Origin of the sequence: Delftia deserti (assembly GCF_042653485.1) — a bacterium.
GTDB classification, from domain to species: domain Bacteria; phylum Pseudomonadota; class Gammaproteobacteria; order Burkholderiales; family Burkholderiaceae_C; genus Comamonas; species Comamonas acidovorans.
On the sequence record NZ_JBHSIH010000001.1, the window covers coordinates 6104680 to 6119037 of the forward strand.

General features: G+C 67.6%; 13 protein-coding genes. 5 read left to right on the top strand and 8 right to left on the bottom strand.

The window, feature by feature from the left end; all coding sequences use genetic code 11:
• Window positions 1–181: 181 nt before the first annotated feature.
• The 3 genes from ACFPFG_RS28805 to ACFPFG_RS28815 all read left to right on the top strand — a co-directional run bounded on the left by ACFPFG_RS28805 (window position 182) and on the right by ACFPFG_RS28815 (window position 5694).
• A complete protein-coding gene (locus ACFPFG_RS28805) occupies window positions 182–2317 on the top strand; it encodes a TonB-dependent receptor (protein WP_197955781.1) in 2136 nt (711 codons plus the stop codon).
• Window positions 2318–2404: 87 nt separating this feature from the next.
• Window positions 2405–3949, top strand: a complete 1545-nt coding sequence (locus ACFPFG_RS28810; protein WP_197955782.1) for a polyamine aminopropyltransferase — start codon at window positions 2405–2407, stop codon at window positions 3947–3949.
• Window positions 3928–5694: an FAD-dependent oxidoreductase gene (locus ACFPFG_RS28815; RefSeq protein WP_380109349.1), complete on the top strand. Its 1767-nt coding sequence runs from the start codon at window positions 3928–3930 to the stop codon at window positions 5692–5694. The genes ACFPFG_RS28810 and ACFPFG_RS28815 overlap by 22 nt, the downstream gene beginning before the upstream one ends.
• A gap of 45 nt (window positions 5695–5739) precedes the next feature.
• On the opposite strand, the gene ACFPFG_RS28820 is transcribed toward ACFPFG_RS28815, so the two are convergent.
• The 3 genes from ACFPFG_RS28820 to ACFPFG_RS28830 are packed head-to-tail and all read right to left on the bottom strand — an operon-like array spanning window position 5740 to window position 7954.
• Window positions 5740–6729, bottom strand: coding sequence for an HD-GYP domain-containing protein (locus ACFPFG_RS28820; RefSeq protein WP_380109351.1), 990 nt, complete (start codon window positions 6727–6729; stop codon window positions 5740–5742).
• Window positions 6730–6769: 40 nt separating this feature from the next.
• Window positions 6770–7435 carry a retropepsin-like aspartic protease family protein gene (locus ACFPFG_RS28825; RefSeq protein ID WP_183021660.1) on the bottom strand — a complete coding sequence of 222 codons (666 nt, stop codon included), beginning with the start codon at window positions 7433–7435 and terminating at the stop codon, window positions 6770–6772.
• A gap of 33 nt (window positions 7436–7468) precedes the next feature.
• Window positions 7469–7954 (bottom strand): YajQ family cyclic di-GMP-binding protein, encoded by a 486-nt coding sequence (locus ACFPFG_RS28830; RefSeq protein WP_012206580.1) that lies wholly within the window; start codon window positions 7952–7954, stop codon window positions 7469–7471.
• Window positions 7955–8058: 104 nt separating this feature from the next.
• On the opposite strand from ACFPFG_RS28830, the gene murB reads away from it, so the two are divergent.
• On the top strand, window positions 8059–9159 hold the full coding sequence (gene murB, locus ACFPFG_RS28835; protein WP_183021659.1) for a UDP-N-acetylmuramate dehydrogenase: 1101 nt from the start codon (window positions 8059–8061) through the stop codon (window positions 9157–9159).
• Between the two features lie 88 nt (window positions 9160–9247).
• Here murB and ACFPFG_RS28840 read toward each other — a convergent pair whose 3' ends face one another.
• The gene (locus ACFPFG_RS28840; RefSeq protein WP_197955786.1) at window positions 9248–9613 is read right to left on the bottom strand and encodes an SPW repeat protein; all 366 of its coding nucleotides are present in this window, start codon (window positions 9611–9613) and stop codon (window positions 9248–9250) included.
• Between the two features lie 98 nt (window positions 9614–9711).
• Window positions 9712–10581 (bottom strand): MBL fold metallo-hydrolase, encoded by an 870-nt coding sequence (locus ACFPFG_RS28845; protein WP_380109354.1) that lies wholly within the window; start codon window positions 10579–10581, stop codon window positions 9712–9714.
• Between the two features lie 138 nt (window positions 10582–10719).
• On the opposite strand from ACFPFG_RS28845, the gene ACFPFG_RS28850 reads away from it, so the two are divergent.
• On the top strand, window positions 10720–11619 hold the full coding sequence (locus tag ACFPFG_RS28850; protein ID WP_183021656.1) for a LysR family transcriptional regulator: 900 nt from the start codon (window positions 10720–10722) through the stop codon (window positions 11617–11619).
• Window positions 11620–11686: 67 nt separating this feature from the next.
• On the opposite strand, the gene argG is transcribed toward ACFPFG_RS28850, so the two are convergent.
• The 3 genes from argG to ACFPFG_RS28865 form a co-directional block, all read right to left on the bottom strand.
• Window positions 11687–13021 carry an argininosuccinate synthase gene (gene argG / locus ACFPFG_RS28855; RefSeq protein WP_183021655.1) on the bottom strand — a complete coding sequence of 445 codons (1335 nt, stop codon included), beginning with the start codon at window positions 13019–13021 and terminating at the stop codon, window positions 11687–11689.
• Window positions 13022–13131: 110 nt separating this feature from the next.
• Entirely contained in the window at window positions 13132–13449 is a 318-nt protein-coding gene (gene ppnP, locus ACFPFG_RS28860) for a pyrimidine/purine nucleoside phosphorylase (protein ID WP_012206574.1), read from the bottom strand.
• Between the two features lie 136 nt (window positions 13450–13585).
• Window positions 13586–14329 carry a glycine zipper 2TM domain-containing protein gene (locus ACFPFG_RS28865; protein ID WP_013801584.1) on the bottom strand — a complete coding sequence of 248 codons (744 nt, stop codon included), beginning with the start codon at window positions 14327–14329 and terminating at the stop codon, window positions 13586–13588.
• Between the last annotated feature and the right edge of the window lie 29 nt (window positions 14330–14358).

The window sequence follows — 14358 nt, forward strand, 5'->3', positions numbered from 1 at the left end:
GCCGTCCGGCCCCGCATATCCCCTTTCCTGCTGCCACGCAGCCCGCCTGGCCAGGTGCGGCTGCGCTGCGCATTGCGGCGTTGCTGTGCTGCAACAAATTCATTGTTGATAATGAGCTTGCAAATGATATGCGTTTGCATTATCAATAAAATTGCCCCTTCATTCGAAGAGAGGGGGTTCCATGACCGACCATCAAGCTGCCCGCAGGCCAAGGCTTTCAGCGGGTGTGACCGCTGGCATCATCACCACTGCGCTGGCCGGCGCAGTGCACGCCCAGGAGGCCGATCCAGCTGCGGCGCAACAGGCGCAACAGGCACAACAGGCACACACCTTGCCCACGCTGCAGGTCAACGCCTCCCAGTACGACCCTGACGACGTGCGCCCCGAAGGCGTGACCACGGCGACCAAGACCTATCTGGCGCCCAAGGACATCCCGCAGACCATCGATACGCTGGAGGTCAACAAATACAAGAGCTACGGCATCAACGACCTGGCCACCATGCTGGACGGCGTGCCGGGCGTGAACACCAGCTACGACATGCGTGGCGAGGGCGTGTACATCCGCGGCTTCAAGGCCGACGAGAGCGACATCTACCGCGACGGCGTGCGCGAAAGCGGCCAGGTGCGCCGCAGCACGGCCAATGTGGAGCGCATCGAGATCCTCAAGGGACCGGCCTCGGTGCTTTACGGCCGCAGCGCGGGCGGCGGCGTGGTCAACATGGTGAGCAAGCAGGCGCGCTTCGACGCCAAGAGCAGCATCACGCTGCGCGGCGGCTCCTGGGACAACGTGGGCGGCACCATCGACATCAACCGCGTGCTCAACGAGAACGTGGCCGTGCGCCTGACGGCCGACCGCGAGCAGGCCCACAGCTTCCGCGAAGGCATACGCAACCGCAACGAGATGGTCTCGCCCAGCATCCTGGTGGACACCCGCACGGGGTGGCGCTGGACCGGCCAGTACACCTATGACAACGTCTGGCGCGTGCCCGATCGCGGCCCGGTCTATGACCAGTTGCCAGCCGGCGTTTCCATCCGCAAGGGCTTCGCGGCACCGGGCGACTACGTGGAAGATCGCCTGCGCGTGCTGCGCTCCGACCTGTCCTACGACTTCAACAACCGATGGAACCTGCGCTGGGTGGCCAGCAAGCGCGAGGCCAGCCAGGACTTCGACCACTACTTCGCTGGTACCTACCGCGCCGCGACCGGCAAGATCACGCCCAACTACGCTTGGCAGCAGACCCGCAACACCACGCTGTCCAACACGCTGGACCTGACGGGCAAGTTCAGCACGGGCAGCATCAAGCACGACCTGCTGGTGGGCCTGGAGGCCAGCGAGGAAGAGCGCGCGCCGCGCATCGGCCAGCCCGGCAGCACGTTCTCCTACGATCCGTTGCAGCCCATAGTCTGGCCCAGCCGTCCGGTGCAGGGCAATCCGACCCAGGACAACTATCACAAGGGCAAGGGCCAGGCGCTGTACATGCAGGACCTGGTCAGCCTGACCGAGCAGTGGAAGCTGCTGCTGGGCCTGCGCTACGACAGCTACGACTTCCAGAGCACCAACAGGATCGCCAATCTCACGCGCAAGACCGACGGCAACGGCTTCAGCCCGCGCGTGGGCGTGGTGTGGCAGCCGGTGCGTGAGCACAGCTTCTATGCGTCCTGGAACAAGAGCTACTCGCCCTATGGCGGTCGCGGCATCCTGACCGTGGATACCGCCGTGGGCGCGGTGCTGGACGACGAGCCCCAGTACTCGCGCCAGTCCGAGGTCGGCGTCAAGAGCGACTGGCTCGGCGGTGCGCTGTCCACCCAGGTCTCCGTCTACCAGCTGGAGAAGTACAACATCCGCTACCGCCCCGATCCCGAGAACGATCCCTACACCTGGGCCATCCGGGGCAAGGACCGTTCGCGCGGCATCGAGTTCAGCGCGGCTGGCCGCGTGGCCAGTTCCTGGTATGTGCGCGGCGGCGTGGCCTTCATGCAGGCCAAGGTGGCTGAAGACGCGCAAAACCCCGCCAACGTGGGCCTGTACCTGCGTGACACGGCCAAGCGCAACGGCAATCTGTTCCTGCGCTATGCGCCCAAGGGCCCCTGGTATGGCGAAGTCGGCGTGACCTACACGGGCAGCCGCTTCACCAACGCCGCCAACACGGCCCTCCTGCCCGGCTACACGCGCTGGGATGCGCTGGTGGGCTGGCGCCAGGACGCCTGGACGGTGACCGTGGCGCTGTCCAACCTGTTCGACAAGCAGTACTGGCGCTCCAGCTCCATGCCAGGCGCACCGCGCAGCGTTCTGGTCAGCGCCAACTACCAGTTCTGACGGCGGCGCCCGAGGCGCTGCGCTCCTTCCCGCTTTGCACGGTGTCCGTTGCACGCGGGAAGGGGCGCATCGCGCACAATACCGGCCGTGCAAACCTCAGCCCCTCTTGCCGGCGCGCAGCCGGCGCGTCCCATCGACATCGCCCTGCTGGTCAGCGTCTTCGTGATCGCGGCCTGCGGCCTGCTTTACGAACTGGCTGCGGGTGCGCTGGCTTCCTATCTGCTGGGCGATTCGGTCCTGCAGTTCTCCACCATCATCGGCAGCTACCTGTTCGCCATGGGCATAGGCTCATGGCTTTCGCGCTATTTCGAGGACCATCTGCCCGCGCACTTTCTGCGCATCGAGCTGATGGTGGCCCTGGTGGGCGGCGCGTTGCCGGCCACGCTGTTCATTGCCAATGCCTACGCGCCCGGCGCGTTCCGGTTCCTGCTGTACGGCATGGTGCTGGTGGTGGGCACCCTGGTGGGGCTGGAGATTCCGCTGGTGATGCGCATCCTCAAGCGCAATGTGACGCTCAAGGACCTGGTGTCCCAGGTGCTGACCTTCGACTACCTGGGCGCGCTGGCCGTGTCGCTGGCATTTCCGCTGCTGCTGGTGCCCAAGCTGGGCCTGGTGCGCACGGGGCTGCTGTTCGGCTTCATGAATGCGGCGGTGGCGGTCTGGGCACTGCTGCTGTTTCGGCATGAGCTGCGGCGCCCGCGCGCCCATGCCCTGGCCTGCGCGGCCGTGCTGGCCCTGCTGGGCACGGGCATCTGGGGCGCCGACCATCTGACGCGCCTGGCCGACGACCATTTCTACCAGGACCGCATCGTGCTCTCCAGCAGCTCGCCCTACCAGCGCATCGTGGTGACGCAGGGGCGCCAGGGCGCGCGGCTGTACCTCAACGGCAACCTGCAGTTCGCCCAAAGCGACGAGTACCGCTACCACGAGGCCCTGGTCCACCCCGTGATGGCCGCGCATGGCGCGCCCAAGCGCGTGGCCGTGCTGGGCGGCGGCGACGGCATGGCCGTGCGCGAGGTGCTCAAGTACCCCTCGGTGGAGTCGGTCACCCTGGTGGAGCTGGACCCGGCCATGACCGACCTGTTCAAGGACAACGCCATGCTGCGCCGGCTCAATGGCGAAGCGCTCAGCGATGCGCGCGTGCACATCCTCAATACCGATGCCTTCCACTGGCTGCAGCAGGGCGGGGAGACCTTCGACGTGGTCATCGTCGATTTCCCCGACCCGACCAATTTCGCCATCGGCAAGCTGTTCACCAACAGCTTCTATGCCTTGCTGGACAAGCGCCTGGCGGCCAGCGGCTACGCCGTGGTGCAGACCACCTCGCCCCTGATCGCACGCAGGAGCTACTGGACCGTGGTGCAGACCATCGAATCCATCGGCCTGCAGGCCACGCCCTACCACGCCCATGTGCCCAGCTTTGGCGAATGGGGCTTCGTCATCGCCAGCCACCGGCCTTGGCGCGAGCCCGATGCCCTGCCTGCGGGCCTGCGCTTTCTGAGCGCGCAGACCATGGCGCTGATGTTCGACTTCCCGCTGGACATGGCGCGTGTGCCGGCCGAGGTCAACCGCCTGTCCAACCAGGTGCTGGTCAATACCTACGAGCGCGAATGGGGCAGGGTGGAGCGTTGAGCACCGGCCTCTCGCCCCTGTGGAGCCGGCGCCAATGGCTGCAGGGCATGGCCGGCGGCGCGGCCCTGGGCCTGGGCCTGCCCGGCTGCACGCCAACGCCACCGCGGCTTGAGGACCTGCCCGGCGGATTCAGCGGCGTGGCGCTGGAGCGCGGCCATGCCTTGCGCGCGTTCTGGCAGCGCCTGGCCCAGGGCCTGGCGCTGCCGCCGCCGGCCATGGTGCACCATGCCAAGGTGGTGATTGCCGGCGGCGGCATGGCAGGCCTGGCCGCCGCGCGCGCACTGGAGCTGGCGGGTGTGCAGGGCGTGGCCCTGCTGGACACGCAGCAGGCCATGGGCGGCAACAGCCAGGGCGGCAGCATTGCGGGCCTGCCCTGTCCGCTGGGTGCCCACTATCTGCCCCTGCCCGGCGACGATGCGGCCGAGGTGCAGGACTGGCTGGAGGCCCTGGGCCTGCGCCAGCGCCGCGCGGGCCGCTGGCAGTACGACGAGCGCCATCTGTGCCACAGCCCGCAGGAGCGCCTGTTCTGGCAGGGCGCCTGGCATGAGGGCCTGCTGCCCGTCGATGGCGTGGCGCCGCGCACGCTGGAGCAGTACGAACTCTTTGCGCGCAGCGTGGCCCAGGAGATGGAGAGGGCGGTCTTTGCCATGCCGTCCATCCGTGTCTGGCAGCGCGAGGGCCGGCTGCCCGCCGCGCATGCCGCGCTGGACGGCCAGACCATGCAGGCCTGGCTGATCAGCCAGGGCATCGATGATGCGCAGCTGATCTGGTATCTGGAGTACTGCTGCCGCGACGACTTTGGCGCGGGCCTGGCGCGGGTGTCGGCCTGGGCCGGCATTCACTATTTCGCTAGCCGCCATGGCTTTTCGGCCCCGCGCCGCCAGGACGAGCGCACGGCCGAAGAAGCGGGTGATGCCGTGCTGACCTGGCCCCAGGGCAATGGCTGGCTGTCGCAGCAACTGGTGGCCGGGCTGGGCTCCACCGACCTGCAGACGGATTGCAGCGTGCTATCCATCGCCGAAGGTGCCGACGGTGTGGAAATCGACGTCTACCACCATGGCCGCCAGCAGCACGAGCGCTGGCTGGCCGCGCGCTGCGTCGTGGCCCTGCCCAGCTTCATCGCGGCACGCGTGGTGCGCGATGCGCCGGATTTCCTGCGCGCGGTGGCGGGCCGGCTGGACTGGGCGCCCTGGCTGGTGGCCAACATCCATCTGCAGCAGCCGCTGGCCGACCGGCCCGGCGCCGATCCTGCCTGGGACAACGTGCTCTTTGCCGATCCGAATGCGGGCGGTCTGGGCTATGTCGATGCCGGCCACCAGCGCCTGGATCGGCTCACGCCCCGGCCCACGGTGCTCAGCTACTACCAGGCGCTGGGCGACTGGCCTGACGGGCGCGCGCAACTGCTGGGCCAGCCTTTCAGCTTCTGGCGGGAGCGCATCGTGCGCAGCCTGCTCGGGCCACACCCCGATCTGCCGTACAAGGCCACGCGCATGGAGATCACGCGCTACGGCCACGCCATGGCCATTCCCCGGCCTGGCGACCAGCAAGTGCTCAGCCAGGTGGCGCTGCAGTCGCACCACCGGGGCCGCAGCGCGCTGTGCGCCGGCGAGCGCGTGGCCCTGCTGCCCACGCCGGGCACGCGCCGCCTGTGGTTCGCGCATTCCGACTGGGCCGGCTACTCGGTGCTGGAAGAGGCCTTCACGCGCGGCCACCATGCGGGCCTGTGGGCCGGCATGCGGACCTGAAACGGGTCAGCGCGCCGGCGTCGCGCGCTTCGGGCGTCACATTGTTCAGACAGGCCCGGGCACCTGCACCATGCGGTACAGCGACTGGCTGCCGCGTGCGGCCAGCACGCCCAGCTGCGCCAGCGTGCGCGGGTCCAGCTCCAGCGTGATGGCGGCGCGCGCCAGTGCCGAGCGGATGCGGGGGCCGTCCTCGCCTTCATGGATGACGGGCGGGTAGAGGCTGGCACCATCGGCGCCGATCACGCTGGCCACCAGCGGCGGCTGCGGCGGCTCGCCACGGCGCAGCACCACGGCGATGTCGCCGTTGTCCAGCCGCACGTAGGTGCCCGGTGGGCACAGGCCCACGGCGCGTACCAGCGCAAAGCCCACCTCGTCGGAGTAGCGCTGCTGCTGGGTGAGTGCGCGCAGCGATTCGGCGGCGCTGCGGCCTTCGCGTGACTTGCGCGGGCTGATCAGGGCCGCGTAGCGGTCCACCGTGCCCAGGATGCGCACCAGGCGCTGCACCGTGGGCAATGTGGCCAAGGGCTGCTGGGGTACGGCTTCATGGTGGCGGGCCACCAGCTCCAGCCACAGCGCGTCGTTCACGAACAGGCGCGCCAGCAGGGCCTGGCTTTGCAGCGGATGGCGCTGCACGGCCTGCTGCTGGGCGGGGGTCAGCGGCTCGCGCTGCAGCGCCAGTTCGTCCTGCAGCGCGTTCATGCCCATGTTCATGGTCAGCGCGCCGCGCACCAGGGTGCGGTGCTCGACCTCGTCCAGGCGCAGCTCGCGCGCCAGCACATGGCACAGGCAGGCGCAGACCAGGGCATGGGAGGCGCTGTAGCCCACGGTGGAGGAGCAGGCGCGCTGGAACATCAGGTACAGCGCGGCATCGCTGTCGTGGGCGATCAACTCCTGCAGCCACAGGTCGATCTGCTGCAGCTTGACCAGGAAGCCCTGCACCTGCAGCGGCGCGGACAGCAGCACGGACAGCGCGGCCTCCAGGTCGGACCACAGGCCCAGCAGGTCTTCGTAGGAATCGTCGGGGCGTCGGCTCATCGGTGGCAGGGTGCGGACAGCGGGGCGCGTGCAGGCTGCATCAGCGCCGCTCCAGCACCATCTCGCTGCCCTGGCGGGTCATCTGTACGTGGGCCAGAAAGCTGTTGCCCAGCAGCACATAGGGCATGGCAAGAGGGGCGACCACGGCGTCCACGCCAAAGACCTCGACATCGCCCACGCGCACCGAGTCCAGCCGCAGGCGCCAGCCCTGGGCATCGCCGTTGGCGGTGCGCATCATCACGGGCTGGCCCTTGAGAAAGGGCAGGCCCATGCGTTCGGCGTCGGACCGGCCTATGGCGACCGAGCTGGCGCCCGTGTCCACCATGTAGACCATGGTCTTGCCATTGATCTGGCCGCGTTCGATGAAATGGCCCCGGTTGTCGGCCTTGAGCACCACGCGCCGGCCAAGCGCGGGATCGCCCGCCGCCGCGCCCCGGCCGCCCAGGCTGATGGGCGCTTCGCCCAGGCGCAATGTCTGGCGGCGGCCCTTGATTTCCACCTCGGCCGTGTCGCCCGATACCTGCAGCACGCGCACGTCCTGCAGGCTGTCGCCGGCCGCCAGAGCGCGTGGCGTGCCGCCGTCGATGACCAGCAGGGCCTTGCTGCCCAGCACGCCGCTGAGCGCCACGGACTGCGCTGTTGCCGGTGGCGGAGCCAGCACGGACACGCCGGCCAGGCTCAGAAGTACGGCACGCAGGTGGCGCATGGGGATTGTGGTGCAGGGGCGGATGCCGGGTGATCAGTCGCGAAAGTTGTTGAAGGACAGGGGATGGTCGGCCAGGTCCTTGCGGATCAGGGCCATGGCCGCCTGCAGGTCGTCGCGCTTGGCGCCCGTGACGCGCACGGCGTCGCCCTGGATGGCGGCCTGCACCTTGAGCTTGCTGTCCTTGATCAGCTTTTGCAGCTTCTTGCCCAGCTCGGCCTCGATGCCGTTCTTGACCTTGATGGTCTGCTTGAGCTTGTCGCCGCCGATCTTCTGGGCCTTCTGGATGTCCAGGAAGCGCACGTCCACGCTGCGCTTGGTCAGCTTGTTGCGCAGGATGTCCTCGACCTGCTGCAGCTGGAAGTCGGCGTCGCCGAACAGCGTGATTTCCTTGTCCTTGAGTTCGATGGCGGCCGAGGTGCCCTTGAAGTCGAAGCGGGTGCCGATTTCCTTGGCGGTGTTCTCCACGGCGTTCTTCACTTCGACGAAGTCGGCTTCGCACACGGTGTCAAAAGAAGGCATGGCAAATATTTCCTGTAAATGTTCTGAAAAAGTATCGCAGCGCGGGACCGGGCGATGCGGGCACGGTGCCGAAGGCGTGGTGACGCGGTGCGACAATCCGGCTGATGTTAGTCGAGAAAAATGTTCCGCTGCAGCATTGCAACAGCTTCGGCATCGCCGCCCGTGCCCACACCCTGGTGCGTGTGCGCAGCGACGAGGATGTGCGCCATTTCCTGGCCGATCCGCTGTGGGGCCGCCAGCCCGTGTTCGTGCTGGGCGGCGGCAGCAACGTGGTGATCACGGGCGATGTCGATCCCGTGGTCCTCAAGATGGAGATAGCGGGCATGCGCCTGCTGCGCGAGACCGAGCGCCACTGGATCGTCGAGGCCGGTGCCGGCGAGCGCTGGCACGACCTGGTGGCCTGGACCCTGTCGCAGGGCTATGGCGGCCTGGAGAACATGGCGCTGATTCCCGGCACCGTGGGCGCATCGCCGGTGCAGAACATCGGCGCCTACGGGCTGGAGCTGCAGGACCGGTTCGAGTCGCTGGATGCCATCGACTTGGCCACGGGCGAGTCCTTCACTCTGGATGCCGCGCAATGCGCCTTCGGCTACCGCGACTCGGTGTTCAAGCACGCCCCGGCCGAGCCCACGCCCGTGGCGCGGGCACGCATGAGCGGCGTGCCGCCGCGCGGCATGGGCCTCAAGGGCCGCGCCGTGATCACGCGCGTGCGCCTGGCCCTGCCCAAGGACTGGAAGCCCGGCCTGGGCTACCTGGACCTGCAGCGCCGCCAGGCCGAGGCCGGCGTGGCCGAGCCCACGGCCCGCCAGATCTTCGACTGGGTCTGCGAGATCCGCCGCGCCAAGCTGCCCGACCCGGAGCAGATCGGCAACGCCGGCAGCTTCTTCAAGAACCCGACGGTGACGCCCGAGCAGTGCGCCGACATCATTGCGCGCGAGCCCAAGATCGTGCACTACCCCATGGACGACGGCTCCATCAAGCTGGCCGCCGGCTGGCTGATCGATGCCTGTGGCTGGAAGGGCAAATCCATGGGCCGCGCCGGGGTGTATGACAAGCAGGCCCTGGTGCTGGTCAACCGGGGCGACCGGCACAGCATGGACCGCAGCGTCACCGGCGGCGAGGTCATGACGCTGGCCGGCGCGATACAGACCAGCGTCTACGAGCGATTCGGCATCCGCCTGGAGCCCGAGCCCGTCGTGGTCTGATCGATCGACGGCCTCAAAGAAACAGCGGCCCGCAGACCACGGAGGCCTGCGGGCCGCTTTGCTTGCTTTGTATCGGCGCTTCAGCGCATCAGTGGGCGGAGTGGCTGCTGCGCCAGCTCATGTAGTCCTTGTCGGTCATCAGCACCCACAGCGCCAGCACCATGACCACCACGCCGGACACCACGGCATTGCGCATGGCATCCATCTGGCCCGCATAGCCCAGCGCCCAGGGCGAGATCACCATCCACAGTCCCAGCAGGCCTTCGGTCCATTCCTCCCACGCGCGGGGCATGAAGATGGCCCCCAGCGCAGCGGCAATCAGCGCCAGGCCGATGACCACGCCATTGGCCGTGGGCGCCATCTGGTCCTGGAACCCGAGCACCCAGGGCGAGACCGCCAACCAGGCTCCCAGCAGGACATTGATCGGGTCCTGCCAATGCTTCATGTATTTCATGGCTGCACCTCCTGCCGCCACGACGAATGAGGGCGGCAACTCGTTGGATCAAGGCCGCAGCATGCAGGTTCCATGAGGATTTTTGTGAAAGTGCCTGCTTACCAGGGCATCTCGCCCTTGTTCACCTTGGCGCCAATGTCCAGCGACAGCGCCATGCCGGCCTGCGGGTAGGCCTGCTTCATGGCGCCGATCAGCTCGGCACTGTTTGCGGCCTTGGCGGCGGCGGCCTCGAAACGCTGGAGATAGTCGCGTGTATAGGCGATGGCACTGGCGTCCATGGCGGTGCCGGCCTGCATGTGGCCGGGCACGACGACGGCGGGCTTGAGGGCCTGCATCTCGTCCAGCTGCGCCAGCCAGGCCTTGCGCTCGGCGCTCTTTTGCGTGTCCGCCGTCCAGACATGCAGGTTGCCGAACACGCCCACGTTGCCAACGATGGCCTGCAGCGCAGGCACCCAGACATAGGGGCGGTGGGCCAGCGGGCCGGTGGTGCCGCGCAGCTCCAGCGCCTGGCCGTCCACGGTCACCGTATTGCCCTGCAGGGCCTCGGGCAGCACGGGATGGCTGGGGGCGTTGGCGCCCATCTTGGGGCCCCAGAAGGCCAGCTTGCCCTGCAGCTTGGACTCGATCTTCTCGCGCACGGCGGGCGTGGCCACGACCTTGGCCTGCGGGAACAGGTTCTTCAGCACCTCGGCGCCGAAGTAGTAGTCGGGGTCGGCATTGCTGATGAGGATGGTGGTCAGCTGCTTGCCGCTGTCCAGCACATTGGCGGCAATGCGCAGGCCGTCGGCGCGGGTGAAGCCGCTGTCCACGACCACGGCCTCCCTGGCGCCGGTGATCAGGGTGGAGGTCACGGCAAAGCTGTGTTCGTCGGCCTGGTAGACCTTCATCTGCAGCGGGGCGGGCGCCTGGGCGTGGGACAGGCCGGCCGACAGGGCCAGGGTGAGCGAAAGCACGGTGGTGCGAAGCATGTCGATTTCCTTTGAAAAAAGCACAAGACAGAAAACGGGTGGCAGCGCCGTGCTGCCATGGGTCGTACTTTAGTTTTTGAAATCGAGCAGATAAACCGCAGAATATGCGCTTGTTTGTTGCAAAAATCGAGCAGATTCATGGACCGATTGCTGGCGATGCAGGTGTTTGCCACGGTGGCCGAATGCGGCAGCTTCACGGCGGCGGCCGAGCGGCTGGACCTGTCGCGTGCCATGGCCACGCGGCATGTGGAGTCGCTGGAGCAGTGGCTGGGTGCGCGCCTGCTGCACCGCACCACGCGCCGCGTCTCGCTCACCGATGCCGGCGCGCAGTGCCTGCGCTACAGCCAGCAGATGCTGGCCCTGGCCGATGAGGTGCAAAGCGAAATGCGCGCGGGCGACAGCCAGCTGCGCGGCCTGCTGCGCGTGACCTGCAGCATGTCCTTCGGCCATGCGCAGATGGCGCCGGCCATTGCGCAGTTCATGCGGCTGCACCCGCACCTCAAGATCGACCTGCTGGTGGACGACGGCGCGCTGGACCTGGTGCAGCAGCGCATCGACCTGGCCATACGCATCAGCGCCGACCCGGGCGCCGCACTCATCGGCCGGCCGCTGGCCGTGTGCGAATCGGTGCTGGTGGCCTCGCCCGCCTACCTGGACGCGGCTGGCCGGCCGCAGACACCGGCCCAGTTGCAGGCCCACCGCTGCCTGGGCCACATGCGCGTGGGCCGCAATGTCTGGCAATTGGCGCGGCGTGACGACGAAAGCGATGAGCAGCAGATCGCCGTCACCACCTGGTTCAACGCCAACGAAGCCACCGTGCTGGCCGCCGCTGCCGTCGAGGGTGCGGGCATCGCCTTCCAGCCCACCTACCTGGTCCAGCCCATGCTGAAGGCCGGCCAGCTGGAGCTGGTGCTGCCGGACTGGCGCCCGCAGCCGCTGACCGTGCATGCGCTGTACAGCTCGCGCCGCCACCTGCCGGTGGCCGTGCGCGCGCTGCTGGATTTTCTCGTGCAGCGCTTCGAGGGCGCGCGCTGGTAGTAGGGGCGTAAAAAAGCCGCCTTGCGGCGGCTCTTCGGACTTTGCGGCGTGCGCCGCAGGCCGTGGCTCAATCCTTGCCGCCCAATTGGGGCAGGGCGGTGCTGGTGCCCAGCGACAGCAGGCCGGCCTTGGAGTAGATGGCCAGCTTGTCGCGCGTGTCCATCAGGTCCAGGTTGCGCATGGTCAGCTGGCCGATGCGGTCGGCGGGGCTGAAGGGCGCGTCCTCGACCTTTTCCATCGACAGGCGCTCGGGAGCGTAGGTCAGGTTGGGCGATTCGGTGTTCAGGATGGAGTAGTCGTTGCCGCGGCGCAGTTCCAGCGTCACGGTGCCGGTCACGGCGCGGGCCACCCAGCGCTGGGCGGTTTCGCGCAGCATGATGGCCTGCGGGTCGAACCAGCGGCCCTGGTACAGCAGGCGGCCCAGGCGCAGGCCGTTGATGCGGTACTGCTCGATGGTGTCCTCGTTGTGGATGCCGGTCACCAGGCGCTCGTAGGCGATGTGCAGCAGGGCCATGCCGGGGGCTTCGTAGATGCCGCGGCTCTTGGCTTCGATGATGCGGTTCTCGATCTGGTCGCTCATGCCCAGGCCGTGGCGGCCGCCGATGCGGTTGGCTTCCAGGAACAGCTCCACGGGGTCGGCGATTTCCTTGCCGTTGATGGCCACGGGGCGGCCTTCGTCAAAGGTCACCGACACTTCCTCGGCCTTGACCTCGACTTCGGGCTTCCAGAACGCCACGCCCATGATGGGGTTGACGATGCGGATGCCGCTGTTCAGGAACTCCAGGTCCTTGGCCTCGTGCGTGGCGCCCAGCATGTTGCTGTCGGTCGAGTAGGCCTTCTCGGCGCTCATCTTGTAGCCGAAGCCTTCCTTGGTCATGAAGGCCGACATCTCGGCGCGACCGCCCAGCTCGTCGATGAAGGTCTGGTCCAGCCAGGGCTTGTAGATCTTCAGCGCGGGGTTGGTCAGCAGGCCGTAGCGGTAGAAGCGCTCGATGTCGTTGCCCTTGAAGGTCGAGCCGTCACCCCAGATGTTGACGTCGTCTTCCTTCATGGCGGCCACCAGCATGGTGCCGGTCACGGCACGGCCCAGGGGCGTGGTGTTGAAATAGGTGATGCCGCCCGTGGAGATGTGGAAGGCGCCGGCCTGGATGGCGGCAATGCCTTCGCCGGCCAGCTGCGCGCGGCAGTCGATCAGGCGGGCCTGCTCGGCGCCGTACTCCATGGCCTTGCGGGGGATTTCGTCGTAGTCGGCCTCGTCGGGCTGGCCCAGGTTGGCGGTGTAGGCGTAGGGCAGGGCGCCCTTGTTCTTCATCCAGCGCAGGGCAGCGCTGGTGTCCAGGCCGCCCGAGAAGGCGATGCCGACCTTCTGGCCGACGGGAACGTTTTGCAGGATGGTTTCCATACGATGCTTCTCTCAATAACGATGGCGGCTGGCGTGTGGGACGCGGCTGCCGGAAAACACGGAAGGCGCCTTGGCGCCGTCAGGTCGAATGCGTCGGTCTGCTCAGGCGCTTAGGCGTAGTGGCAGATGTAGTGGTAGGCCTCGGTCACGCGGATGTCGAACTTGGAGTTCGCAGGCACCTGGAAGGACTCGCCGGCCTTGGAGGTCAGCCACTGGTCCGAACCGTCGAGCTTGTACTCGCAGGAGCCGGCCACGCATTCCATGATCTCGGCAGCGGCCGTGCCGAAAGTCAGCTGGCTGGGCAGCACCACGCCGGCAGACTTCTTCGTGCCATCGGCCAGCGTGAAGCCGTGGCTGATGCATTTGCCGTCGAAATAGACATTGGCCTTGGTGGTCAGGGTGATGCCAGAGATGGTTTCGGTGGTCATGGAAGCTGGGCAGAGGGTGGACTAAACCGCCCATTTTAGGCCAGCACCCGGCCGCTGCCCGTACGTGCGGGCCGCCGCCATGCAAAAAGCCCCTTGTCGGGGCTTGCGGGGCGAGTGCATGGCGGCCTCAGCGGCCTCAGCGGCGCCAGCCATGGCGGTAGCCGCCGCGCCAGCCGTGATAGCTGGGGCGCGAGGCGTAGTACACGCCGGCAGCAAGGGCTGCACCAATCACCACGGGCGCCACATAGTCACCTGCCGAATACACCGGTTGCACCGGCTGGGCCGGGTAGTAACCACCGTCGTAGTAATTGTTTTCATAGACCACGGGCGGCGGCACGGGCGTGGTGGAGTACGCGGCCTGGGGCGGTTGGTTGGTGCTGTAGTAACCATTGCTGCCGTAGGCGCCGCTGTTGGCGGCGGGCTGCACGCTCAGTGCAATCCAGTCGCCAGGCGGCGTGGCGGTCCGCGTCGTGTAGTTGCGGCCCGCGTACTCATAGACCACGTCGTAGGCCACGGCGCGGTTCTGGTAGTAGGTCTGGGTGGTGCAGTTGCGCACCGTCTGGTATTGGGGCTGCTGTCCCGAGGCTTCAGCCTGGTTGCCCAGCATGGCGCCGCCAATCACGCCGGCTGCCGTGGCCGCAGCGCGTCCGCCGCCGTGGCCGATGGCGTTGCCCACCACGCCGCCCGCCAGCGCACCCAGCACGGCGCCCGCGCCCGAAGTGCTGCGCTGGCCCGAGTAGACGTTCTCATCGCGGCAGACCTGCTGGGGCACGGCCACCTGTTGCGTCACCGGGGTCACGGAAAGCACCCGGCCTTGCTCCTGGGCCAGGGCTACGGTGGCGGTCGTGGCCGCCAGCGTCAAAAGAACCAGGGATTTCATGATTGCACTCCTGTTGCGCTGGCGGTACT